20 protein-coding genes are annotated in these 26,232 nt (G+C 43.3%); 13 read left to right on the top strand and 7 right to left on the bottom strand.

Annotated features, from left to right (window positions below):
- Positions 1 to 65 precede the first annotated feature (65 nt).
- The 3 genes from pilB to nadC all read right to left on the bottom strand — a co-directional run bounded on the left by pilB (position 66) and on the right by nadC (position 3,574).
- Entirely contained in the window at positions 66 to 1,751 is a 1,686-nt protein-coding gene (gene pilB / locus C0W29_RS09090; RefSeq protein WP_045044927.1) for a type IV-A pilus assembly ATPase PilB, read from the bottom strand.
- The gene (locus tag C0W29_RS09085; protein WP_045044926.1) at positions 1,751 to 2,176 is read right to left on the bottom strand and encodes a pilin; all 426 of its coding nucleotides are present in this window, start codon (positions 2,174 to 2,176) and stop codon (positions 1,751 to 1,753) included. Before C0W29_RS09085 ends, pilB begins: the two co-directional genes overlap by 1 nt.
- A 510-nt stretch (positions 2,177 to 2,686) precedes the next feature.
- Positions 2,687 to 3,574 (bottom strand): carboxylating nicotinate-nucleotide diphosphorylase, encoded by an 888-nt coding sequence (gene nadC / locus C0W29_RS09080; protein ID WP_045044971.1) that lies wholly within the window; start codon positions 3,572 to 3,574, stop codon positions 2,687 to 2,689.
- A gap of 329 nt (positions 3,575 to 3,903) precedes the next feature.
- On the opposite strand from nadC, the gene ampD reads away from it, so the two are divergent.
- The 6 genes from ampD to acnB all read left to right on the top strand — a co-directional run bounded on the left by ampD (position 3,904) and on the right by acnB (position 14,685).
- Complete coding sequence (gene ampD / locus C0W29_RS09075; protein WP_045042582.1) at positions 3,904 to 4,449, top strand: 1,6-anhydro-N-acetylmuramyl-L-alanine amidase AmpD; 546 nt, start codon at positions 3,904 to 3,906, stop codon at positions 4,447 to 4,449.
- 297 nt (positions 4,450 to 4,746) lie between these two features.
- The gene (gene pdhR, locus C0W29_RS09070) at positions 4,747 to 5,520 is read left to right on the top strand and encodes a pyruvate dehydrogenase complex transcriptional repressor PdhR (protein ID WP_045042583.1); all 774 of its coding nucleotides are present in this window, start codon (positions 4,747 to 4,749) and stop codon (positions 5,518 to 5,520) included.
- 77 nt (positions 5,521 to 5,597) lie between these two features.
- The gene (gene aceE, locus C0W29_RS09065; protein ID WP_036793234.1) at positions 5,598 to 8,264 is read left to right on the top strand and encodes a pyruvate dehydrogenase (acetyl-transferring), homodimeric type; all 2,667 of its coding nucleotides are present in this window, start codon (positions 5,598 to 5,600) and stop codon (positions 8,262 to 8,264) included.
- A gap of 12 nt (positions 8,265 to 8,276) precedes the next feature.
- A complete protein-coding gene (aceF, locus tag C0W29_RS09060; RefSeq protein WP_045044925.1) occupies positions 8,277 to 10,154 on the top strand; it encodes a pyruvate dehydrogenase complex dihydrolipoyllysine-residue acetyltransferase in 1,878 nt (625 codons plus the stop codon).
- A gap of 197 nt (positions 10,155 to 10,351) precedes the next feature.
- Positions 10,352 to 11,782, top strand: a complete 1,431-nt coding sequence (lpdA, locus tag C0W29_RS09055) for a dihydrolipoyl dehydrogenase (protein ID WP_036793236.1) — start codon at positions 10,352 to 10,354, stop codon at positions 11,780 to 11,782.
- A 305-nt stretch (positions 11,783 to 12,087) separates the two neighbouring features.
- Entirely contained in the window at positions 12,088 to 14,685 is a 2,598-nt protein-coding gene (gene acnB / locus C0W29_RS09050) for a bifunctional aconitate hydratase 2/2-methylisocitrate dehydratase (RefSeq protein WP_045042585.1), read from the top strand.
- 87 nt (positions 14,686 to 14,772) lie between these two features.
- On the opposite strand, the gene C0W29_RS09045 is transcribed toward acnB, so the two are convergent.
- The 3 genes from C0W29_RS09045 to C0W29_RS09035 form a co-directional block, all read right to left on the bottom strand.
- The gene (locus C0W29_RS09045; protein WP_045044924.1) at positions 14,773 to 15,906 is read right to left on the bottom strand and encodes a glycerate kinase; all 1,134 of its coding nucleotides are present in this window, start codon (positions 15,904 to 15,906) and stop codon (positions 14,773 to 14,775) included.
- 15 nt (positions 15,907 to 15,921) lie between these two features.
- Positions 15,922 to 17,187 (bottom strand): GntP family permease, encoded by a 1,266-nt coding sequence (locus tag C0W29_RS09040; RefSeq protein WP_036793239.1) that lies wholly within the window; start codon positions 17,185 to 17,187, stop codon positions 15,922 to 15,924.
- A 129-nt stretch (positions 17,188 to 17,316) separates the two neighbouring features.
- The gene (locus C0W29_RS09035; protein ID WP_045042587.1) at positions 17,317 to 18,474 is read right to left on the bottom strand and encodes a sugar diacid recognition domain-containing protein; all 1,158 of its coding nucleotides are present in this window, start codon (positions 18,472 to 18,474) and stop codon (positions 17,317 to 17,319) included.
- A 94-nt stretch (positions 18,475 to 18,568) separates the two neighbouring features.
- Here C0W29_RS09035 and C0W29_RS09030 point away from each other — a divergent pair, with 94 nt between their 5' ends.
- The 6 genes from C0W29_RS09030 to C0W29_RS09005 all read left to right on the top strand — a co-directional run bounded on the left by C0W29_RS09030 (position 18,569) and on the right by C0W29_RS09005 (position 24,773).
- Positions 18,569 to 18,937 (top strand): YacL family protein, encoded by a 369-nt coding sequence (locus C0W29_RS09030; protein ID WP_036793241.1) that lies wholly within the window; start codon positions 18,569 to 18,571, stop codon positions 18,935 to 18,937.
- A gap of 192 nt (positions 18,938 to 19,129) precedes the next feature.
- A complete protein-coding gene (locus tag C0W29_RS09025) occupies positions 19,130 to 19,468 on the top strand; it encodes a P-II family nitrogen regulator (RefSeq protein ID WP_036793242.1) in 339 nt (112 codons plus the stop codon).
- A 50-nt stretch (positions 19,469 to 19,518) separates the two neighbouring features.
- A complete protein-coding gene (locus tag C0W29_RS09020; RefSeq protein ID WP_036793243.1) occupies positions 19,519 to 20,748 on the top strand; it encodes an ammonium transporter in 1,230 nt (409 codons plus the stop codon).
- A gap of 175 nt (positions 20,749 to 20,923) precedes the next feature.
- Complete coding sequence (locus tag C0W29_RS09015; RefSeq protein WP_036793244.1) at positions 20,924 to 21,937, top strand: Fe(3+) ABC transporter substrate-binding protein; 1,014 nt, start codon at positions 20,924 to 20,926, stop codon at positions 21,935 to 21,937.
- A gap of 170 nt (positions 21,938 to 22,107) precedes the next feature.
- Positions 22,108 to 23,736, top strand: a complete 1,629-nt coding sequence (locus tag C0W29_RS09010; protein ID WP_036793245.1) for an ABC transporter permease — start codon at positions 22,108 to 22,110, stop codon at positions 23,734 to 23,736.
- The gene (locus tag C0W29_RS09005) at positions 23,736 to 24,773 is read left to right on the top strand and encodes an ABC transporter ATP-binding protein (protein WP_045044923.1); all 1,038 of its coding nucleotides are present in this window, start codon (positions 23,736 to 23,738) and stop codon (positions 24,771 to 24,773) included. The genes C0W29_RS09010 and C0W29_RS09005 overlap by 1 nt, the downstream gene beginning before the upstream one ends.
- Before the next feature lie 55 nt (positions 24,774 to 24,828).
- Here C0W29_RS09005 and C0W29_RS09000 read toward each other — a convergent pair whose 3' ends face one another.
- Positions 24,829 to 25,437, bottom strand: a complete 609-nt coding sequence (locus C0W29_RS09000) for a TetR/AcrR family transcriptional regulator (RefSeq protein ID WP_036793247.1) — start codon at positions 25,435 to 25,437, stop codon at positions 24,829 to 24,831.
- A 227-nt stretch (positions 25,438 to 25,664) separates the two neighbouring features.
- On the opposite strand from C0W29_RS09000, the gene hpt reads away from it, so the two are divergent.
- Positions 25,665 to 26,198, top strand: coding sequence for a hypoxanthine phosphoribosyltransferase (hpt, locus tag C0W29_RS08995; protein WP_036793248.1), 534 nt, complete (start codon positions 25,665 to 25,667; stop codon positions 26,196 to 26,198).
- Positions 26,199 to 26,232: the final 34 nt, after the last annotated feature.

Below are 26,232 nucleotides of genomic sequence, written 5' to 3'. Positions count from 1 at the left end.
TTCTCTTTAATTGAATGATAGGAAAAGGTATTAGTGTTAATACCCAAGTTGTATGGCGGGCTAAGTTAAAGTTGCAATACTCGCTGTAATTCAGTGAGACTAGTAATGCCCTCAACCAGTTTATCGACCCCTGATTCTCGCAGCCGCTGCATGCCTTGGCTGGCAGCAATATCTTCTAACTGCAAGCTGGTGGCGTGTTGCATTAAGGCTGCGGCAATTTCGCGACTAAATGGCATCACTTCATAAATACCGACGCGACCGACATAACCTTTATTACAATCATCGCAGCCTTCTTTATGAGCTTGATAAACGCGGGTGTTGATGGGGAGCTTTAGTCGCTCACAAGTGAGATCATCAAGTAGATGTGGTCGCTTACAGTGGCAACATAAACGTCGTGCTAACCGTTGGGCAATAATCAAACTTAAGGATGAGGCGAGATTAAAATCTTCAATCCCCATATTGGTTAAGCGGGTAATGGTTTCCGCGGCTGAATTGGTATGCAGAGTCGATAATACTAAGTGCCCAGTTTGGGCCGCTTTTACTGCAATTGCTGCAGTTTCTAAATCCCGAATCTCACCCACCATCACCACATCAGGATCTTGGCGCAGAAATGCTCGTAGTGCTGCGGCAAATCCAAGTCCGGCAAGATTATTGATCTGCACTTGGTTAATCCCTTGAAGGTTGATCTCGACCGGATCTTCAGCGGTGGAAATATTGCGCTCATCGGTGTTTAAAATACTTAAGCCAGTATATAGCGACACGGTTTTGCCACTGCCCGTTGGACCGGTCATTAAAATCATCCCTTGCGGGCGCTGGAGCGCAGTTAAGTAGGCCTGCTTTTGGGCGTCGCTATAACCTAAAATATCAATATTTAAGCTGGCGCTGGAGCTGTCTAAAATACGCAGCACTACTTTTTCCCCCCACAAGGTGGGTAGTGTCGATACCCGCAGATCTATTGCCAGCGATTCCGAGAGCTTAAGTTTGATACGACCATCTTGTGGTTGACGACGCTCGGCAATATTGAGTTTTGACATCACTTTTAAACGGGTTGATAACCGCCGCGATAAACTTGAAGGTGGGGTTAAATGTTGGTGCAAAATGCCGTCACAGCGAAAACGAATTCGATAACTGGTTTCATAGGGTTCAAAGTGAATATCAGATGCTTTACGGCGCAGGGCATCCATTAAGACTTGGTTGATATAGCGAGTGACAGGGGCGCTATCTTGGCTTAAATCCGTACCATCATCGATTTCACCATCGTGAATATCAATTAAGTTACCCAGATCTTCATCGCTGATTTGGCGGCTATGGCTAACATCACCAATGTCACTGCCATAAACTCGCCGAATCGCGGATTCAAGCTGTTTATTATCTAATAATAAGGGTTCAACATTCTTACCAATGGCGAAGCGAAACTCATCTTGAGCATCGACATTGGTAGGATCGCTCAGACCAACAAACAGGGTGTTATTATCTTGTGCCAGTGGTAATACGCGATGACGCAAGACTAACTCACGTTGGTAGACACTTTGGCAACAGCCTTGAAAGTCATAGTGGTGGGCATCAACCCGATCGAGGTTGAACAGATGCGATAGTGAACGTGCTAATTCATCATCCGCCATGATCCCCAATCGAGTAATGGCGGTCGGGACATTGATCCTTTCCGCCGTTACTGACTCGACGATTTGCTGTTCCTGTTCGCGGCTGATTAACTCCGCTTGGAACAGGATCGAGGCGAGGTTGGTTTGCATTAGCTTGCTGGACAGCCTTTAATTTCTACACCTGTATCTTGGATACAAGTCCATACTCCATTTGATGCTGCATTTTTTTGAAAAGTAACTTTTTTACCATTAACTGAACTATCTGCATCGAAAGTAAAGATTAAAGATGATGCAGCACTTGTCACTGATGCTGGATCTGTAATTGCACCTAATGGATTGGCATTTGCGTTAGTTCCAATATCAGCTAAAGAATATGAAGGTGTTCCCTCAAAGCCTTTTTCTTGTATACGTGCTTCTAATGGGGTAATTAATGCTTTCATGGTTGCCATTGCTGACGCAACTTCACTTTTGGTGACGTAGTTTTTATAAGCTGGAATTGCGACTGCTGATAACACACCGATGATCGCTACGACGATCATCAATTCAATCAGGGTAAAGCCTTGTTGCTTGTTCATTTTCCATTCCTTGAAAGTGTAATTCGCCCGCTGCGAATCAAAAAGGGATAGTGCAATGACAGTAGGATAAAAGGCTTAGGATATTGATTGAATAAGGTGCAAAGGATTGCTCGGCACAGGCTGAATTATTTATGGGGTTGTTGCAGCGCTTGCAAAATAGAACTGGAGTTAGGGCGCAGAAAGAAGGGACGAGTAGCGAGATTAAGCGTAGCGAGGAGGGTTGGGACAAGGAAAAGCAGAGGCGAGTAACGAGTAGAAACAAGGAACGAGAAGTCAGGAAGGGCGAGTGAGGTTATTATCCGTCATCTCGGAAGTGAGGTACGAGCTATTCGGGATCTACTCACCACGTGATTGAGCCTTAAATACGCCACTGAAAACATAAATTTGGCAACGCGTGGAAGGTAGATTCCCTATCTCGCTCGTAACCTCGCTGTAGGGAATGACGGGGCTGGTGTAAGAAAAATTGATCTTCCTCGAAAACTAGAAACCCCGCCCCTCGAAACCTATGTCCTATTTAAACCGCATCGATAAATCCATTGCGCGTATATGCTTAGTCAATGCGCCAACCGAGATATAATCTACCCCAGTTAACGCACATTCACGAATATTGCTCAGGGTAATATCGCCAGAATTCTCTAGCGCGGCACGACCAGCATTGATCTTTACTGCTTCACGCATCATCTCTAGGCTAAAATTATCCAGCATAATAATATCGGCACCAGCGGCTATTGCTTGTTCTAATTCAGCTAACGATTCGGTTTCAACTTCAACCGGTTTGCCGGGGTTTAGTTGCTTAGCCGTGGCAATTGCCTTATCGATCCCACCGCAAGCCATGATGTGATTTTCTTTAATTAAATAAGCATCAAATACCCCAATGCGGTGATTAAAACCACCACCACAACTAACCGCATATTTAAGCGCACTGCGCAGACCGGGAACCGTTTTGCGGGTATCTAGTAAACGGGTGTTAGTGCCAACCAGCTGGTTAACATATTCTGCGGTTAAGGTCGCGCAGCCTGACAAGGTTTGAATGAAGTTCATCGCATTACGTTCGCCAGTTAGCAGCACTCGCGACGGCCCGTTGAGGGTACACAAAACTTGATTAGGCTTAACCACTTCGCCATCGCTAACATGCCATTCAATCATCACTTCGCCACCTAATTGAGCAAACACTTCATCTGCCCATAATTGACCACAAAACACCCCATATTCACGGGTGATAATGGTGGCGGTACTGATACTGTCAGCAGCAATTAAATTCGCGGTAATATCGCGACTGGCATCGATCTCGCCGCCTAAATCTTCCCGTAGCGTATCAGCAACGGCACGGGTGATTTCTAGTGGCAGTTGTTGTTTAAGGTAAGCGAGGCGGGCGGTGCTGTCGTGTTTATGTTCCATAGCTGTCATGTCGTATCCATTGCATGAGTTTGCCGGTAATCGAGTTACCGCGAGTGATAACCAAAGCATACAGGGAATAGATTCAGTTTTCGAGGGGCGAGGGAAAGCAGGGACGAGGAAGAGCGGGATACGGTGTGGAATATTTTTTTCCGTCACTATTTACAAGGGGATAGTTTTAGTTTTTTCTACGATACTCGATACTCGATACTCGATACTCGATACTCGATACTCGATACTCGATACTCGATACTCGATACTCGATACTCGATACTCGATACTCGATACTCGATACTCGATACTCGATACCTATTCTTTACTCTGAGGTTGATATGACCCTAACTATTAACAGCGACCATTGGCTCGATAACGTTAAGCAAGTGCCATCGCCATTTTGTGATCCGCGTCCTGATGATGAAGTTTCATTGTTAGTGGTACATAACATCAGCTTACCACCGGGGGAGTTTGGTGGGCCTTACATTGAGCAACTGTTTACTGGCCAGCTCGATCCGAATGAACATGCTTATTTCGCATTAATTCATCAATTCCGCGTTTCGGCTCACTGTTTGATCCGTCGTGATGGCAGTATTATTCAGTTTGTGCCATTTAATGCTCGTGCGTGGCATGCCGGTGTTTCTTGTTTTGAAGGGCGAGATAAATGTAATGACTATTCGATTGGGATTGAGCTTGAAGGTTGCGATTATTTACCCTTTACCAGCAATCAGTATCAGACGCTAACGGCACTCAGTAAAAAAATTATGCAGCATTATCCTGCTATTACTCGCCAGCGAGTAACGGGGCATGAATTTATTGCGCCTGGGCGTAAAACAGATCCGGGATTAGTGTTTAATTGGCTGAGTTATAAAAGTCAGCTTTAAGCGGTTATTTATTCATTATATTGTTGATAAAAAAAGCGAAGCAAAGGTTTGCTTTGGTTGGTTAGAGGTTGTTTTCAAGTACTGACTGTATCTTAATCTAATTACGTTTGTTGGCGTTAGTTGATGCTGATGTGTGTTTTTTGTTAAACGAGCCGCATTCTATGATTTCAATCAAGTTGAATGTGGACTTTCGCGATTATTTCTGTAAACTTTCCTCGTCAGTAAATTGGTAATACCAATTATCCGTATTGTTAGTTTTGTTATGAATCAGATTGACTATAAGAAGCGTTAATCATAATGACGTATAAACGTATTCGCCAACCTAAACTTTGTGATGCTATCGAGCAAGAGCTTGAGTGTTTGATTGTCGAGGGGACGTTATCGCCCGGACAACAATTGCCTCCAGAGCGCGAATTGGCAAAACAATTTGATGTTTCTCGTCCTTCGGTTCGAGAGGCGATTCAACGCTTAGAAGCCAAACATTTACTGACTCGTCGTCAAGGTGGTGGCACATTTGTCACCGATGATTTGTGGAAAAGTTTCTCTGAGCCGTTATTAGATTTATTGGCTGCTCACCCAGAAACACAATTAGATTTAGTCGAAGCACGCCATGCGCTAGAGGGATTAGCGGCATATTATGCGGCCCTGCGTGGTAATGATGATGATTTTAATCGAATTAAAGATTGTCATGTGTGCATTCAACAAGCCCAACAGCAAGGCGATTTAGCCGCTGAAGCAGCCGCAGTGATGCAATATCTTATTGCGGTCACAGAGTCAGCGCATAATGTGGTGTTACTCCATATTATTCGCAGTTTAGCGCCGTTGTTGGAACAAAACGTACTACAGAATTTTGAACACCTTAATCGTCGCCAAGAGGTGGTGGATAAGGTTAGTAAGCATCGAGCCAATATTGTTGAGGCGATTGTTTCTAAACAGCCAGAAAAGGCACGTGAAGCATCCCACGCACATTTGGCTTACATTGAGGAGACTTTGTTGGATTTATCGCGAGAAGATAGCAGACGTGAACGCTCTCTCCGTCGAATTCAACAACGCAAGGACGGGCTTGACTAGGGTTCTTTATCAGCCAAAGGCCATTTGCAAGTCGCGACATTGTTAGTTTAGTAGATTATAACGAAAGGATAGATCGCATGTCTGAAGTCATGAAGAGTGACGTGGATGCACTGGAAACTCAAGATTGGTTAGAAGCTCTTGAATCAGTAGTCCGTGAAGAAGGTGTTGAACGCGCCCAGTACTTACTAGAGCAAGTATTGGACAAAGCACGTTTAGATGGCGTTGATATGGCCACTGGCATCAACACAAATTACATTAATACGATTCCTGCGGAGCAACAGCCTGCTTACCCAGGTGATATTACGCTAGAGCGTCGTATCCGTTCTATTATTCGTTGGAACGCAATCATGATCGTATTGCGTGCTTCGAAGAAAGATTTAGACCTAGGCGGCCACATGGCTTCTTACCAGTCTGCTTCTGCTTTCTATGAAGTATGTTTTAACCACTTCTTCCGAGCACCTAATGACGTTGATGGCGGCGATTTGGTTTATTACCAAGGTCACATCTCTCCAGGGATCTACTCTCGTGCATTCGTTGAAGGTCGTTTGACTGCGGAGCAACTTGATAACTTCCGTCAAGAAGTTGATGGCAAAGGTATTCCTTCATACCCACACCCTAAGTTAATGCCTGAATTCTGGCAGTTCCCGACGGTATCTATGGGTCTAGGTCCTATTTCTGCGATCTACCAAGCACGTTTCCTTAAATATTTAGAAGGCCGTGGTCTTAAAGACACTTCAGCGCAACGTGTTTACGCGTTCCTAGGTGACGGCGAGATGGATGAGCCAGAATCACGCGGTGCGATTTCTTTCGCTGCACGTGAGAAGCTAGATAACCTATGTTTCCTTATCAACTGTAACTTACAGCGCCTAGATGGCCCAGTTATGGGTAATGGTAAGATCATTCAAGAGCTAGAAGGCCTATTTAAAGGTGCAGGCTGGAATGTGGTTAAAGTGATCTGGGGTAACAACTGGGATTCACTACTAGCAAAAGACACTAGCGGTAAACTACTTCAGTTAATGAACGAAACTATCGATGGTGACTACCAGACATTTAAATCTAAAGATGGCGCTTACGTACGTGAGAACTTCTTTGGTAAGTACCCTGAGACTGCAGCACTTGTTGCTGATATGACTGATGAGCAAATCTTTGAACTGAAACGTGGCGGCCACGATTCATCAAAACTATTTGCTGCATTTACGAATGCGAAAGAGACTCAAGGTAAACCAACTGTAATCCTTGCTAAAACTGTTAAAGGTTACGGCATGGGTGAAGCAGCTGAAGGTAAAAACATTGCTCACGGCGTGAAGAAAATGGACATGACTCATGTTCAATACCTACGCGATCGTTTAGGCCTACAAGACCTTATCTCTGACGAAGCAATTAAATCATTGCCTTACCTAGAGCTTGAACAAGGTTCTGCAGAGTATAACTACTTGCACGCTCGTCGTGATGCACTACTAGGTTATACGCCTAAGCGTAACCCTAAGTTCACTCAAGAATTTAAAGTACCTGAGCTTGAAGAATTTGCACCATTGCTTGTTGAGCAAAAGCGTGAAATCTCTACCACTATGGCTTACGTTCGTACGCTAAATATTCTATTGAAAGATAAGAATATCGGTAAGAACATCGTGCCAATCATTTGTGATGAAGCACGTACATTTGGTATGGAAGGTCTATTCCGTCAAGTGGGTATCTACAACCCAGCGGGTCAAACTTACACTCCAGAAGACCGTGGCGTTGTTTCTTACTACAAAGAAGCAAACTCAGGTCAGGTATTGCAAGAAGGTATCAACGAACTAGGTTCAATGGCTTCTTGGGTTGCTGCTGCAACATCTTACAGCACCAACGATCTACCAATGATTCCATTCTACATCTACTACTCAATGTTCGGCTTCCAACGTGTTGGCGACATGGCGTGGATGGCAGGTGACCAACAAGCACGTGGCTTCCTATTAGGTGCTACTGCAGGTCGTACAACCTTGAACGGTGAAGGTCTACAGCACGAAGATGGCCATTCACACATCATGGCTAACACTGTACCTAACTGTATCTCTTATGACCCAACGTTTGCTTACGAGCTAGCGGTTATCATGCAAGACGGTATTCGTCGCATGTACGGTGAGAACCAAGAGAACATTTATTACTACCTAACAGTAATGAATGAAAACTATGCGATGCCTGGTATGCCAGAAGGCGCAGAAGAAGGTATTCGTAAGGGTATTTACAAGCTTGAGTCTTACGCTGGTGATAAGTCTAAAGTTCAGTTAATGAGCTCTGGTACTATCATGAATGAAGTACGCGCAGCGGCACAAATTCTAAGTGAAGATTACGGCGTAGCATCTGATGTTTACTCAGTAACATCATTCAATGAATTGACTCGTGACGGTCAAGATGCAGAGCGTTACAACATGCTTCACCCTGAAGCTGAGCAGAAAGTAGCTTACATTACAACGGTTATGGGTACTGAACCTGCAATCGCTGCGACTGACTACATGAAGAACTACGCAGAACAAGTTCGCGCGTTCATGCCTTCAGAGTCATTTAAAGTACTTGGTACTGATGGCTTCGGTCGTTCAGATAGCCGTGCAAACCTACGTCGTCATTTTGAAGTTAATGCAGGCTACGTTGTTGTTGCTGCACTTTCTGAATTGGCAAAACGTGGTGATATCGAGAATTCTGTTGTTGCTCAAGCAATCGCTAAATTTAACATTGACGCAGACAAGATCAACCCGCTATACGCGTAAGAGGCAAATATAATGGCAATCGAAATTAATGTACCAGATATCGGTGCGGATGAGGTTGAAGTAACTGAGATTCTTGTTAGCGTTGGCGACAAGGTTGAAGAAGAACAATCACTGATCACTGTTGAAGGCGATAAAGCATCAATGGAAGTGCCTGCTTCACAAGCGGGTATTGTTAAAGAAATTAAAATCGCTGTTGGTGACACAGTCTCTACTGGTTCATTGATCATGATCTTTGAAGCTGAAGGCGCTGCAGTAGCAGCTCCTGTCGCTGAAGCGGCACCCGTTGCTGCGCCTGTTGCAGCAGCAGCGGCTGAACTTAAAGAAGTACACGTGCCTGACATCGGCGGTGATGAAGTTGAAGTAACTGAAATCATGGTTGCTATCGGCGACAGCATCGAAGAAGAGCAGTCACTACTTACTGTTGAAGGCGATAAAGCATCAATGGAAGTACCTGCACCGTTTGCTGGCGTACTAAAAGAAATCAAAATCGCAACGGGTGATAAAGTGTCAACTGGCTCACTTGTGATGATCTTTGAAGTTGCGGGTTCTGCACCAGCAGCGGCTCCAGCGCAAGCTGCAGCACCTGTAGCTGCGGCTCCAGCTGTTGCAGCAGCTAAAGATGTTCACGTGCCTGACATCGGCGGTGATGAAGTTGAAGTTACTGAAATCATGGTAGCTGTTGGCGATACAGTAGAAGAAGAGCAATCTCTAATTACTGTTGAAGGCGACAAAGCATCAATGGAAGTACCTGCACCTTTCGCTGGTACTATCAAAGAAATCAAAATCGCCGCTGGCGACAAGGTTTCTACTGGTTCATTGATCATGGTATTTGAAGTTGCTGGCGCAGCACCTGTTGCAGTAGCGGTTGCAGCACCAGCTCAAGCAGCAGCTCCAGCTTCAGCACCAGTTGCATCTGCTCCAGCAGCGACAACTGGCGACTTTGAAGAAAACAACGATTATGCACATGCATCACCTGTTGTTCGTCGTCTAGCACGTGAGTTTGGTGTTAACCTTGCGAAAGTTAAAGGTACTGGCCGTAAGAACCGCGTTCTTAAAGAAGACGTACAAAGCTTCGTTAAAGATGCACTTAAGCGTCTTGAGTCTGGTGCAGCAGCATCGGCTTCAGGTAAAGGCGACGGCGCAGCATTGGGTCTACTACCTTGGCCGAAGATTGACTTCAGCAAGTTTGGTGACACAGAAGTTAAGCCTCTTTCTCGCATTAAGAAGATCTCTGGCGCTAACCTACACCGTAACTGGGTAATGATCCCGCACGTTACACAGTGGGATAATGCTGATATCACTGAGCTTGAAGCATTCCGTAAAGACCAAAACGCTATCGAAGCGAAGAAAGACTCTGGCATGAAGATCACGCCACTTGTGTTCATTCTTAAAGCTGCTGCGAAAGCATTGGAAGCGTTCCCTTCATTCAACTCTTCACTATCTGACGATGGCGAGAGCTTGATTCTGAAGAAATACATCAACATCGGCATCGCGGTAGATACCCCGAATGGCTTGGTTGTTCCTGTATTTAAAGACGTGAACAAGAAAGGTATTTACGAGCTTTCTGAAGAGCTAATGACTATCTCTAAGAAAGCACGTGCTGGTAAGCTAACTGCATCTGATATGCAAGGTGGCTGTTTCACTATCTCAAGCCTAGGTGGCTTAGGTGGTACTGCGTTCACACCAATCGTGAATGCACCAGAAGTAGGTATCCTTGGTGTATCTAAGTCTGAAATGAAGCCAGTATGGAACGGTAAAGAGTTTGAACCGCGTCTACAACTTCCGTTATCACTATCATACGATCACCGTGTGATTGATGGTGCTGAAGGTGCACGTTTCATTACTTACCTAAATGGTTGTCTATCAGACATCCGCCGTTTGGTACTATAAGGTTTCACATCCACAACGCCATGCCTACGCTGAGTAGGCATGGAATTGTTGTTTAGCTCACAGGCTGCGGTAATTTATTTTTCATGTTGTTAACAGGTCTGTAAACTTGTTAATCAGTTTGATAATAAATTTAGCATTAAAAAAGTACAGCATAGCTGATAGCCTGTTAGGGATAAAAGACTTACAACGAGGTCATGATGAGCAAAGAAATTAAAGCCCAGGTAGTGGTGTTGGGTTCAGGCCCTGCAGGTTATTCTGCGGCATTCCGTTGTGCAGACTTAGGTCTAGATACGGTTCTAATCGAAAAATACAATACTCTAGGCGGCGTATGTCTTAACGTCGGCTGTATTCCATCAAAAGCTCTACTTCACGTAGCGAAAGTTATTGAAGAAGCAAAAGCGATGGCTGAACATGGCGTGATTTTCGGTGAGCCACAAACCGATATTAATAAAATCCGTCTATGGAAAGATAAAGTAATTACCCAACTTACTGGCGGTCTTGGCGGTATGGCTAAGATGCGTAAAGTTAACGTGGTTAACGGTTACGGTAAATTTACTGGTCCTAATTCAATCGTTGTTGAAGGCGCTGACGGTCAAACGACAGTAACATTCGACAATGCAATTATTGCTGCGGGTTCACGCCCAATTAAGCTACCTTTCATTCCACATGAAGACCCACGTATTTGGGATTCAACAGATGCGCTAGAGCTGAAAGAAGTACCTGAAAAGTTACTTGTTATGGGCGGCGGTATCATTGGTCTTGAAATGGGTACGGTTTATCACGCACTAGGTTCTGATGTCGACGTTGTTGAAATGTTCGATCAAGTTATCCCTGCTGCTGATAAAGATATCATTAAAGTCTTCACTAAGCGTATTTCTAAGAAATTCAACTTAATGCTAGAAACGAAAGTAACAGCAGTTGAAGCGAAAGAAGACGGTATCTACGTATCAATGGAAGGCAAGAAAGCACCAGCTGAGCCTGTTCGTTATGATGCAGTGCTAGTGGCTATCGGCCGTGTACCAAATGGTAAACTTATTGATGCTGAGAAAGCGGGTATCAATGTTGATGAGCGCGGCTTTATCAATGTAGATAAGCAACTACGTACTAACGTAGCGCACATTCACGCGATTGGTGACGTTGTTGGTCAACCTATGCTTGCTCACAAAGGTGTGCATGAAGGTCACGTAGCTGCAGAAGTTATTTCTGGTAAGAAGCACTACTTCGATCCTAAAGTAATTCCTTCAATTGCGTACACTGAGCCAGAAGTTGCGTGGGTAGGTAAGACTGAGAAAGAAGCAAAAGCTGAAGGTATTAACTACGAAGTTGCAACATTCCCATGGGCTGCGTCTGGTCGTGCAATCGCATCTGATTGTGCTGATGGTATGACTAAGATGATCTTCGATAAAGACACTCACCGCGTTATCGGTGGTGCTATCGTTGGTACTAACGGTGGTGAATTACTCGGTGAAATCGGTCTAGCGATCGAGATGGGTTGTGATGCAGAAGATATTGCATTAACTATTCACGCTCACCCAACATTGCATGAGTCAATTGGCCTTGCAGCAGAAGTATTTGAAGGTTCAATCACTGACCTTCCAAATGCAAAAGCAGTAAAGCGTAAGAAGTAATTCTCGCTTAACTTGCTCGGTTAATTAAAAAGCGCCTGATAGGCGCTTTTTTTGTGGCTGAGATTTGATAATGATGAAAAATTAACCGCGACGAGTGCAACAAACTTACAAATTTGTGAATGTTGTAAAACATCGACTCATTTTAAAATTAGGTTAAAAGTGATATGGTATTTAACAGTTTTGATCTCTGATTAACAGCGAAGACGTAAGGTATGGATTAAACGTCAATCATTGATCAGAGAGAGATCATTCAACTTCCAAGGATGTTCGACGCTATAGTCGAGCCAATATAAGAGGAATATGTCGTGCTTGAAGCCTACCGTAAACACGTCGAAGAACGTGCGGCTGAAGGGGTTGTTGCCCAGCCGCTAAATGCAGAACAGGTTGCCGCTCTGATTGAGCTATTAAAAACCCCACCGCAAGGTGAGGAAGCGGTATTACTGGATTTATTAGAAAACCGTATCCCACCGGGAGTCGATGAGGCCGCTTATGTTAAGGCCGGTTTTCTAGCTGCGATCACGACTGGCGAGACCCAATCGCCATTGGTTAGCAAAGCAAAAGCGGCGCAATTATTAGGCACTATGCAAGGTGGTTATAATATTGAGCCGTTGATTGCATTACTTGATGATGCTGAACTGGCCCCAATTGCAGTGACGGCGTTATCACATACATTACTGATGTTTGATTCATTTTATGATGTTGAGCAAAAAGCCAAATCAGGCAATGCTTTTGCCGAGCAAGTGCTGCAGTCTTGGGCTGATGCCGAGTGGTTCTTATCTAAACCTGCTCTTGCTGAAAAAATTACCTTAACTGTTTTTAAGGTCACCGGTGAAACTAATACCGATGACTTATCTCCTGCGCCGGATGCATGGTCGCGACCAGATATTCCACTGCACGCATTAGCAATGTTGAAAATTGAGCGTGAAGGGATCACCCCAGATCAAGCTGGCACTATTGGTCCAATTACTCAAATTGACGCGCTAAAACAGCTAGGTCATCAGCTGGTTTATGTTGGTGATGTGGTTGGTACGGGTTCTTCGCGTAAGTCGGCGACTAACTCAGTACTGTGGTTTATGGGGGATGATATCCCTTATGTACCTAATAAGCGCGCCGGTGGCTATGTGCTTGGCGGTAAGATCGCACCGATCTTCTTTAATACCATGGAAGATGCTGGTGCACTGCCGATTGAAGTTGATGTTACTAAGCTTGCGATGGGTGATGTGATTGATGTCTATCCATTTAAAGGTGAAGTACGTCGTCACGGTAGCGATGAATTAGTATCAACCTTTAAACTTAAAACCGATGTTCTGATTGATGAAGTGCGTGCTGGTGGTCGAATTCCATTGATCATTGGTCGTGGTTTAACAGATCGTGCCCGTCAAGCATTGAACTTACCTACCTCTGATGTGTTCCGTCGCCCCGTTGCGGTTGAAGACAGCGGTAAAGGGTATACCTTAGCCCAGAAGATGGTTGGTAAAGCCTGTGGTGTTGAAGGCGTTCGCCCTGGCACTTACTGTGAGCCGAAAATGACCACGGTTGGTTCGCAAGATACTACTGGCCCAATGACCCGTGATGAGCTTAAAGATTTAGCGTGTTTAGGTTTTTCTGCCGATCTTACTATGCAATCTTTTTGTCATACTTCGGCTTATCCAAAACCGATTGATGTCAATACTCACCATACCTTGCCTGATTTTATTATGAATCGTGGTGGCGTGGCGTTGCGCCCTAAAGATGGCGTGATCCATTCATGGCTTAACCGGATGTTATTGCCAGATACTGTCGGTACTGGCGGTGATTCACATACCCGTTTCCCATTAGGTATTTCATTCCCTGCCGGTTCTGGTTTGGTGGCGTTTGCTGCTGCAACAGGAGTGATGCCGCTGGATATGCCAGAATCTATTTTGGTGCGCTTTAAAGGTGAGATGCAAGCAGGGATCACACTACGTGATTTAGTGCATGCAATTCCTTATTTTGCGATTCAGCAAGGGCTATTAACGGTTGAAAAATCTGGCAAGATCAATGAATTCTCAGGGCGTGTACTTGAGATCGAAGGGGTCGAGCATCTATCCGTTGAGCAAGCATTTGAACTTTCAGATGCATCGGCGGAGCGCAGTGCCGCAGGTTGTACGGTGAAATTGTCACCTGAATCAATCACTGAATATTTAAATTCAAATATCGTGATGCTGAAATGGATGATCGCTGAAGGCTATGGTGATCGCCGTACTATTGAGCGTCGTGTTACAGCGATGCAAGAGTGGTTAGCTAATCCTGAGCTAATGAGCGCAGATAAAGATGCTGAATATGCGCATGTGATTGAGATCGATCTGGCGGATATTAAAGAGCCTATTTTATGTGCGCCAAACGATCCTGATGATGCGCGTTTACTTTCCGATGTTGCAGGTACTGCGATTGATGAAGTCTTTATTGGTTCATGTATGACTAACATTGGTCATTTTCGTGCCGCGGGTAAATTGTTAGAAAAATTTGGTGGTCAATTAGATACCCGTTTATGGGTTGCACCGCCAACTAAGATGGATCGTGATCAACTGATCGAAGAAGGTTATTACGGTATTTTTGGTCGTGCTGGGGTACGAGTTGAAACTCCTGGGTGCTCATTGTGTATGGGTAACCAAGCACGCGTAAAAGACAAAGCAACGGTGATGTCGACTTCAACCCGTAACTTCCCTAACCGTTTAGGTAATGGCGCTAATGTGTACTTATCATCAGCGGAATTAGCAGCAGTAGGTGCCATTTTAGGTCGCATTCCAACCATGGATGAATACCTAACTTATGCTAAGCAAATTGATGCAACTGCCGCTGATACTTATCGCTATCTAAATTTTGATCGCATGGCTGATTACACTAATAAAGCTGATGAGGTCATTATTCAGCAGCCGGTCTAATTGACGTTGCTATTAGTGTTATAAAAAACGCCGCGAATATTCGCGGCGTTTTTATTGGCTGAATGTAAATATTAGCGAATATGTCGATTAACGGCCTAAACAATACATTGCAGCGACATTACGTGCGGTTAATTCAACATTGATCGCAGCGTCTTTAAAGGCTTGTTCTAGGCTAATTGCAGCTGGAACAACGCTAAATACGGCATCAATTCCATGCTCATAAACCACACCACAATCTTGGCTTAAACAACCAGCAATACCGATCACTGGCTTATTAAATTTCTTGGCTGCGCGAGCGACACCAATGGGCGTTTTACCGTGAATAGTTTGGCTATCAATACGGCCTTCGCCAGTGATCACTAGATCGGCATCTTTGACTATCGCGTCTAAGTTAACCGCATCGATCACTATCTCGATCCCTGAGCGTAATTGGGCTTTAAATAAACCTAATAGCGCCGCCCCCATACCGCCAGCAGCACCCGCTCCCGCCATATGTTTAACATCAATCGCTAAATCGCGTTCAATAATAGCGGCATAGTGAGCTAAATTTTGATCGAGTTCGGTAACCATTGCAGGCGTCGCACCTTTCTGGGGGCCAAATACCGCAGAGGCTCCCTTTGCACCACAAAGAGGGTTATCAACATCGCATGCTACTTCAAGTTTGATGGTTGCTAGACGCGGATCGATGTGGCTGATATCTATCGTTGCTAGCTGTGCTAGAGCTTGACCACCAAAACCCAAAGATTGGCCGTTATTGTCTAACAGTTGCACGCCAAGTGCCTGTGCCATACCGATACCACCGTCATTAGTGGCGCTGCCACCGATACCGACAATAATGTGTTCAACCCCTTGCTCAAGCGCAGCTAAGATCAACTCACCAGTACCATAGCTGGTGGTAAGCATTGGGTTACGTTGCTCAGGACTAACAAGGTGTAATCCTGATGCTGCTGCCATTTCTATTACTGCTGTTTTACCGTTACCCATAATGCCGAAAAAGCCTTGTACTTGTTCGCCTAAAGGCCCGGTCACTGGATGATGAACAATTGTGCCGTTACTGGCATCAATCAAGGATTGGACAGTGCCTTCACCGCCATCAGCCATTGGTAGCTTAATGTATTCAGCATTCGGCATTACTTGACGAAAACCGGCTTCAATCGCGGTAGCCACTTCCATTGCGGTCAGGCTTTCTTTGTATGAGTCAGGAGCAATAATAATTTTCATAATCAATCAGCCTTGTTAAATTGTGAAGCCAAATACACCAAAGATAAGGGTTGATACTGTCGCTATCATTAAGCCGACGGCTGTTTCATAAGGGATCAGTTTTAAACGTTCATGCATGTCCATGTGAACCGAACCACCGGTTGCGTGGAAGAAGCTACCGTGCGGCATATGGTCAAACACTGTCGCACCAGCATGGATCATCGCAGCACCTGCAATTGCTGGTACACCTAATTCTAAAATAGTGTGACTAAAGACACTTGATGCCACTGCAGTACCGGCGGTGGTTGATGCTGTTGCTAACGACATCATCGCACCTGAAATTGGCGCAAGTAAGTAAGACGGTAAACCGGATGCTGTTAGAACGTCAATTAAGCCTGTTTTTAAACCTGAGTTGGCAATAATGCCGGCTAGAGTACCAGTACCAAGTAACATTACTGCCACTGGCGCCATACGATTTAATCCCGATACCGCAAAGTGGTTAGTATCACGGAAACGCTTCATTGCAATCGCTCCCATCAAGCCACCTAAAGGTAACGCAATCAGTGGATCAACATTAATACCAGCAATTGGACGTAGGGCTAATAATGCGATCGCAACCAGTGGTGCGACAATCGCGGTAGCAAAAGAGGGTAAGCGGCTTAAATCAACATCAATCACTTCATGAGCTTGAACTTTACTGCCTTTATTCACTAATTTTTTAGCAATAAAGTAGGCAAATAGCATTCCACATAGACCAGGAATAACACCAGCGGCCATAACCGATGTCAGTGGTACATGAAACGCATCTGCTGCTGCAATTGAGTTTGGATTGGGTGACATTACGTTACCCGCTTTACCGCCGCCAACCATGGCGAGCAAGATCGCCATTTTTGATAGATCAGCGCGACGGGCAATTGCTAAAGCAATCGGAGCGACAGTAATAACGGCAACGTCAACAAATACCCCTACCGCAGTAAGGATCATGGTCGCAATAGCAAGGGCGAGTAATGCTCGTGTTTCACCGACTTTTTTAACAATCGTTTCAGCAATAGAGGTGGCGGCACCAGATTCAATTAACACGCCAGCTAAGACACCAGCAGCTAAAATTCGTAATACTGCGGTGACAATGCCTTGTGCACCACCAATCATCATGGTCACGGTATCGGTTAAAGATATACCACCGACAATACCACCAACCAGAGCGCCGACGATCATGCCATAAGCGGGTGGTACGCGTTTTAAGATCAGTCCGATTGCGACGATCAGTGCCGTAAGTGCACCAAGGGTGGATACTTCAACCATGTTCCATTCCAGTGAAAAGTTAAGATGGCTGCACTGTAGTGAATTTTGAAAGTAGAAGCTTTAGGCAAATTAACAAATAAAGAGTTGTTATTGCGGTTGTAAATTGTGCAAATGCACAAAGTTAGTGAATTATGACTGACTAATTATCGCTAAATATAAGCGCGTGATATCACTTATCTTATTGATTTCTAAGTTTGTTTGTTGTTCTATTTTATCGAGTCGGTATCGAAGCGTATTACGGTGAATATGTAGTACTTGGCATGTTTGAGCTAAATCACAATTCTGATCAAAAAATGCAGTGAGAGTTTTAACTAAGGTGCCACGGGGATCGTGTTGTTTCAGTTTATCAAGCGGAGATTGCAATTGTTGATAACGCCAAGGCTCCGCTTTTATTTTATTGAGTAACACCGGCAGAATATGATCTTGGTAAAAGAATACCTGCTGTTGAGCATATTGATTACTATTGAGAGCGGCTTCCATAGTGGCAGTGGCGGTTAAATAAGATTGTGCGAGGCCGTGAATAGTAGGGAAATAATCGCCAAGAGCGATCTTAATACTGTAGTTAGCGTCTTTGCCGATGCGTTTAAGCAGTTTATAAACCCGTTTTTGTTCGAGATCCCGTGACCAACCCTGGCTATTGATAGTGATTGGTTTAAGTACTACTACTTCATTGCGAGACACTGAACTAATTGCGACTAAGTTATCCCGTTCTGGATATTCTAGTAGGTGGACTAAATGCTGTAAGTTTTCTAAAGAAAAAGCTTCGCCATCTTGAGGTAACACTTTGATGATAGTTGCAATTCGCGGTTGCTCTAGCTGTATTTCTAGTCGTTCAGCAATGGTTATCAATTGGATATCATCTAAATTGGTATCATTGATTAACTGCATCACCAGTTCTTCACGGTGGCGTTTATGCCATTCAACTTGGGTCATTAAAGCCGCTTGCTCGATAATGAGTTCGGCGGTCATTTTGACTAATTCGCCATAGTTGCGCACTTCATCGGGATCACCTGAGATCCCAACCACGCCGATTGCTTGTTGTTGAAATATAATCGGTAGGTTGATCCCTGGTTTGACACCTTGTAATTGCTGCGCAGTGGCGTGATCTATTTCTATTACATGGTGATTGTTAAGCGCCAAAATAGCGCCATCATGTTTTTGATTGAGACGCTTTGGATCGCCAGAACCAATAATCCGGCCATCACTATCCATCACATTCACTGAATGCTTAATTATTTTCATAGTACGAGCGACGATTTGTCGAGCAATAGTGGTATTGAGTTGCATTTTAGTGAGAGATCCTGACAATGGGCGCCAAGCGCATTCTGCTGGCAGTGTAGCAGTTAACAACTAAGATGATCATAGATGGGGTACTAAAGGTATGGATTACGAATTTAAAAAAAATACCTTGGACGGTAGTTATCATGCCATTTTTTCAATGGGACATGAAGTATTAGGCCATTGGATCATTGACGAGCTAGGCAAGGATGTCGAAAAAATAGATATGGTAATGGAGCAACTTAGTACATTGAAAAATAGTACTAAAGAGTGGCGCTTAATGGGTGAAGAGCTGACGTTATGTTTACAAGATAACGAGGCTTTAGTTCAAGCTAACTGTTTGTTTTCTGAAGAAGATGAAGATTTTGAAGAAGATCTGCATTTTTATGATGAAGAAAGCATGTCGGTATGTGGTTTTGAAGATTTAGCGCAAGCATTGGCTGCTTGGCGAGCATTTGTGATCCGTTTTTAATCGGGTTATTTATCAGTAGCACTTAAATGCCACATTACAGTGAAAAGGCTGCACCTATATGGTGCAGCCTTTTTTCGTTCTACGGTGATGGTTTTAAAATGACAATATTAAACAGTTACTTAAATACTTGGCATGATGATTGTTTGTTGTTTAATCATAACGGGAACAGATATTGAGGCTAAGGGGTAAATCATGAAAATAATTAATGCGATTATTAAGCCATTTAAATTAGATGATGTGCGCGAAGCATTAGCGGATGTCGGCGTTGAAGGGATGACAGTATCAGAGGTTAAAGGATTTGGACGTCAAAAAGGACATACTGAACTCTATCGTGGTGCTGAATATCAAGTTGATTTCTTGCCAAAAGTAAAATTAGAAATTGCGACTCAAGCTGAGAACTTGGATGACATTGTTGATGCGATCAGCAAAGCCGCTCAAACCGGAAAAATCGGCGATGGTAAAATTTTTGTTTATGACCTTGAACATGCTGTGCGTATTCGTACCGGAGAGGTCGATAGAGAAGCACTTTAACAACAATGAAAATCAAGATAATTAATGCAAGGTATTAAGGGAAGGTAACCATGGAATTATCAACGACAGTAATTGAATTACGCTATGCACTCGATACATTTTTCTTTTTGATTTCAGGTGCATTAGTGATGTGGATGGCAGCTGGTTTTGCAATGTTAGAAGCTGGCCTCGTACGCTCAAAGAATACCACTGAAATATTAACCAAAAACTTTTGTTTATATGCGATAGCGTGTACCACGTTTTTACTGGTCGGTTATAACATTATGTATGTCGACAACAGTGCTGGCGGCTGGTTACCGTCGTTTGGTGCACTGATTGGAACCCAAGCCGAAGGCGCCGACCACTCTTTAGAATCAGATTTCTTTTTTCAGGTTGTCTTTGTTGCTACCGCAATGTCAGTGGTATCAGGTGCAGTTGCTGAGCGAATGAAGTTATGGTCATTTTTATTATTTTCAGTGGTACTAACAGGACTTATTTACCCGATTGAAGGTTATTGGACATGGGGCGGTGGTTTCCTTGCCGAAGCTGGTTTTAGTGACTTCGCAGGTTCAGGTATTGTCCACATGGCTGGTGCTGCTGCTGCATTTGCGGGAGTGTTACTTCTTGGGGCACGAAAAGGTAAATACGGTAAAAACGGTGAAGTTCATCCGATCCCTGGTTCAAATATGCCATTAGCCACTTTAGGTACGTTCATTTTGTGGTTCGGTTGGTTTGGCTTTAACGGTGGTTCACAGTTAATGTTGTCAGACTTTGAGAATGCCTCAGCGGTTGGACAAATATTTTTAAACACTAATGCCGCGGCGGCTGCTGGAGCGATTGTTGCACTGCTTGTTTGTAAAACTATGTGGGGTAAGGCAGATCTAACCATGATCCTTAATGGTGCATTAGCTGGTTTGGTGGCAATTACCGCCGATCCATTATCACCATCGCCATTAGCCTCTGTTGCTATTGGTGGTATCTCAGGTGCACTAGTGGTGTTTAGTATTATCGGTTTCGATAAGATCAAGATTGATGATCCGGTAGGTGCTATTTCAGTCCATGGTGTATGTGGTTTATTTGGCCTAATGATGGTGCCATTGAGTAATCCTGATGCTTCATTTATGACTCAGTTATTTGGTGCCGCGGTTATTTTTGGATGGGTATTTGGTGCCAGTCTTGCTGTGTGGGGGATTCTAAAATTCACTATCGGTATTCGTGTTAGTGAAGATGAAGAGGTGGAAGGTATGGACTCACATGACTGTGGAGTTGATGCTTATCCTGAATTTGTTAGTGTAAAATAGTAATAATAGCGTTATTTGGCTGCTATAAAAGGTAAAAAAAACGTCACCGGCAACGGTGACGTTTTTTTGTAATGAAGTGTTACAGGCTGATTGTGTTCGAAGATGAAAAACGTATAATCTGCATTAATCTAATTGAGAAACATTATCATTACATTTTGCATTAAGGGATTTAGCAATGAAGAAACTTTTAGCTACCGCGGTATTATTGGGTTTATCTGCGCCTCAAGTCGCTACTGCTGCTGAAGAAGTCAATGTCTACTCATACCGTCAACCTTTCCTTGTTGAACCGATGTTTAATGAGTTCACTAAAGAAACAGGTATTAAGGTTAATGTTAAATTCGCGAAAGCGGGCATTGCAGAAAAATTACAGCAAGAAGGCGAATACAGCCCAGCTGACGTAGTGTTAACTACCGATATTAGTCGCTTGGTTGAATTATCTGATAAGAAGCTAGTCCAGCCTGTTGATAGCAAAGTTATTGATGCGAACATTCCTGCACAATTTCGTGATAATGAAGACGAGTGGTTTGCACTAACGCTGCGTTCTCGTAATGTATTTTCATCAAAAGATCGTGTAGGTAAATTACCAGCATCTTTTGATTACAGTGATTTAGCTAAGCCAGAGTGGAAAGGTAAACTTTGTACGCGTTCAGGTAAGCACCCATATAATGTCTCACTGGTTTCAGCCATGATTGCTCATAATGGCGAAGCAGAAACGAAAACATGGCTAGAAGGTGTTAAAGCTAACTTAGCTCGTAAGCCTCAAGGTAATGATCGTGGCCAAGTACAAGCGGTTAAAGAAGGCTTATGTGATATTGCAATTGGTAACAGCTACTACTTAGGCAAAATGGTTAATGATCCAAACCAACAAGCATGGGCTGAAGCGGTTGAGATTAATTTTCCAGGACAGCAAGGTAACGGCACTCACGTTAACGTCAGTGGTATGGCAATGGCGAAGTACGCACCAAACAAAGATAATGCGCTTAAGTTAATGGAATTCTTAACGGCAACCACGGCTCAGCAAATGTATGCTGAAGTGAATTATGAATACCCAGTTAAAGAAGGTGTTAAACGTTCAGAGTTAGTGGCATCTTGGGGTGAATTTAAAGCTGATGATGTATCACTCGATCAAGTGGCACAATACCATCAAACAGCAATAAAATTGCTAGATGAAGTGAAGTTTGATCTGTAATTAGTTACAAAATAAATGGGGTGTTAAGCCCCATTTTTCAGTTTAACTTAGTCTCTTTTACAATAAGTTGTGGTAGCTTCTGATGCTTGCTTACAGTGAATGTATTTACTGACAAAGTGGTCTGATGTTGCAGGCTTAAATATATTGAAAAACGTACTAAGTAGTAGTAAATGAAAGAAAAATTTTTATTTTGGCGGATTAGCAGTTGGTTCTTAGGATCATTGTTAGTATTGCCTATTATCGCTATATTCATTACCGCTATGGGTAACTCTGATCAAGTGTTCTCGCACTTGATGGATACAGTGATGTCTACCTACGCTTTAAATACCCTGGGGCTGGTGGTTGGTACCGTGTTACTGACTTTAGTGTTTGGGCTTCCTTGCGCATGGTTAATGGCGATGTGCCGTTTACCGGGTGAAAAAATACTTCAATGGGCACTTATCTTACCTCTTGCAATGCCCGGCTATATCGTTGGCTACCTTTATACTCATTGGTTTGACTACGCGGGTCCAATTCAAATTTGGCTGCGCGAATTATTTGGTTGGCAACATGTTAGCGACTACTGGTTTCCTGATTTACGCTCATTATGGGGAGCATGTTTTGTATTAGCATTAGTGCTGTATCCGTATGTGTACTTATTAGTGCGTGCTGCTTTTATGGAGCAAAGTAATAACCTATTGCAATCGGCGCGTTTGCTTGGTTGTTCACCGTGGCAAAGTTTTCGGCGTATTTCATTACCATTAGCACGTCCAGCGATTGCGGTTGGAGTGTCATTAGTGGCGATGGAAGCGTTAGGTGATTTTGGTACGGTGAGCTATTTTGCTTTAAATACCCTCACAACGGCGGTATACGATACTTGGCTTGGCTATTCTAATCTTAATGCAGCCGCCAAAATTTCTGCGATTATGCTAATGGTGATTTTCTTACTGATTAGCAGTGAACGTTTTAGTCGTCGCAAACAAAAAATGTTTCAGCAGCAATGTGGTAACGATGGCCATACTAAATACCAACTGACAGGCTGGAAAAAATGGCTTGCAGTTAGCTGGTGTTGGGGGTTAGTCGGGTGTGCTTTTATTTTACCAATGCTGCAATTGGGTTCTTACGCAATTGATTATTTTGAGCAAAGCTGGACTGAGCAATTTAAGAACTACAGCTTTAATAGTTTGATGGTGTCATTTGCTGCCGCCATATTTGCAGTATTATTAGCATTGATAGTTAATTTTTATCAGCGTTTAGATGGCCGAGGTATCAGTACTGTGCCGATGCGATTAGCCTCATTAGGTTATGCGGTGCCTGGAACTGTATTGGCGATTGGAGTCATGATCCCTTTGACCAGTGCTGACCATTTAGTGAATGACATAGCTCGAAGCTTCGATTTAGGCCGCCCAGGACTTATTTTCTCTGGCACTATGTTTGCGATTATTTTTGCTTTTGTGGTGCGATTTGCTGCTGTCGCTATCGGTAGTATTGAAAGTAGCTTAGTGAAAATACCGCCGTCATTAGATATGGCTGCTAAAACCATGGGCTATGCGTCGACAGCAATGCTACGCAAAGTGCATTTGCCATTAATTCGTCGTGGTTGCTTAATTGCTGGTTTGCTGGTGTTTATTGAATCAATGAAAGAGCTTAATGCCGCAATATTATTACGGCCGTTTAATTTTGAAACGTTAGCGACTTATGTGTTTAATTTTGCCTCTGATGAGCAGTTAGAAGTGGCTGCTCTACCTGCCATTTTATTGGTGATAGTCGGATTGATTCCGTTGGTAATGGTGAACCGTTCTTTGGAGCAAAAACATTGATGAAATATGCATTATCTGTAACTGATCTTACTTGTAGCTACTATGGTCAGCCGATATTACAAGATTTATCGTTGGCGGTTGAACGTGGTGAAATAGTGTGTTTGCTTGGTGCCAGCGGTTGCGGAAAAACCACGTTACTAAAAGCGATTGCGGGATTGTTACCATTGACCCAAGGTACAATGGCAATTAATGAGCGCACGATTGTTGATCACCAATTATGTTTGCCTCCTGAGCAGCGAAATATCGGGATGATATTTCAAGATTATGCGTTATTTCCACATTTAACCGTGGCTGAAAATATTGCCTTTGGCTTGCGTCATTGGGATAAATCACGAGTGGTTGCAAAAATTAAGCAAATGTTGGCATTGGTACATTTAACTGAACTTGATGATCGTTATCCGCATCAATTATCTGGCGGTCAGCAGCAGCGGGTTGCAATTGCACGCGCCTTGGCTAATGAGCCTGATTTAATTCTATTAGATGAACCATTTTCTAATATTGATACCCAAGTTCGTCATAGTTTGATTCGTGATATTCGACAAATATTTAAAGACCAAGGTGTGACCGCAATTTTCGTGACTCACAGTCGTGAAGAAGCCTTTGCCTTTGCAGATAAAATGGCCGTAATGAATAATGGTGTGATTGAACAATTTGGTACCGCGACTGAGCTTTACTATCAGCCGAGTAGTCGCTTTGTGGCTGAATTTTTAGGGGTAGGATCTTATTTACCCGCAACTGTTACTGCTAGCCAGCAGTTAGACACTCCATTTGGCGAGTTAGCGTTAGCTGCCCAACAAAAGCTTGCTGCGACGACGAATGTTGATTGGCTATTAAGGCCACAACACTTAACGGTAACGCCACAAGACGAAGGCTTAGCGGTTATTATTGAACAGCAGTTTATGGGGGATAATTGTCGTTATATCGTAGAATTTGAAGGACATAAATTAGTGATTAATTCTAATTTACTTTTGGATGTCGGCGAGCGAGTGACGGTCAGTGTTACTCCTCATCAGCCCGTTATTTTCGCGAGTGTATAAATACAATCAGGCTTGTATATAAATATAAGCCTGATTGTTTGAACTCGTTGTGTATTTAGTTCTTTTGGGTTAATACCTGTAGATAAATTTGAGCTTGTTCACGGAGCATATCTTGATCTGGATGTTGGTTAGCTTGCATGTAAATCACATAACACATGCCATGCAACATTTTCGCTAAATTCTCTGGGGTTTGATCTGTAGTTATTTCTTTATTATCAATAGCCTGAGTAAATGCTTGTTGTACTTGCTTGAGGTTTTTTTGGTTGCTTTCAATAAATTGTGGCCATACTTCATCACGGACTGATGTACTCCACTCAAACCACACTTTTATCCAATCTTGTTGTTCTAACACGGTATCAATTAAGTTATTGCTGATGCAGGTCAAGCGCGCATGTAAGGCTTTATTTGGCGCTCCAATGCACTCTGTGAGTAGCTCATTAAATTGGGTAGCGACTTCCATTAATACTTGTTCAACTAATGCTTCCCGAGTGGGAAAATAGTTAAAAACAGTCGCGACTGAAACATTGGCCATATCTGCAATATCAGCATGACCTGCGCGACCAATACCACGACGAGAAAAAACTTCAATCGAGTAATCAAGTAGTTGCTGCTTTCTTTTTTCTGGAGATAAGCGTGTACGTGGTTTTTTAGTAATCGTATCCATAATTATTAATTCCCTAACCCTATTTATATTTGTTCTGTTTATATTTAACAGTTTTCATATAAACACTACAACAGCAACAAGGTTGGTTCAAACTAAACTATCAATAAGTGTTTCGGATTCTGGACACTATTGATTAAATAACGCTTAACTTGAATGAATGCTACAATAACGACCTTTGGAATATATAGCCTCAGTCGGCTAATGCAGTCGCGTTGATGGAGAATAAAATGAAGCACACTATCGAAGTAATGATTTCTGAGCAGGATGTTCAGGAACGCATCAAAGAGCTAGGAAAGCAGATCACGGAGCATTATAAAGATTCGACTGACCTAGTAATGGTTGGCTTACTACGTGGCTCATTTGTCTTTATGGCAGATTTAGCACGTGCGATTGATATCCCTCATGAAGTTGATTTCATGACTGCATCAAGCTACGGCAATACTATGCATAGCAGCCGTGATGTTCGTATTTTGAAAGACTTAGATGACGACATCAAAGGTAAAGATGTGTTATTGGTCGAGGATATTATCGATACTGGTAATACGTTAAGTAAAGTGTGCGAGATTTTATCACTACGTGGTCCTAAATCTATCAGCATTTGTACGTTATTAGATAAGCCAGAGCGTCGTGAAGTAGATGTGAAGGTTGATTGGTACGGCTTTATTATTCCTGATGAGTTTGTGGTTGGTGTTGGTATCGACTACGCGCAAAAATATCGTCACTTACCGTTTATTGGTAAAGTTATTCCAGACGCAGAATAAAACAAAAAGCGACCTTCACGGTCGCTTTTTTTAT

The sequence above is a fragment of the Photobacterium kishitanii genome, from assembly GCF_003026355.1.
GTDB classification, from domain to species: Bacteria; Pseudomonadota; Gammaproteobacteria; order Enterobacterales; family Vibrionaceae; genus Photobacterium; species Photobacterium kishitanii.
Note: the sequence above shows the minus strand (reverse complement) of the source record. Positions and strands in the feature narration are given on the sequence as shown.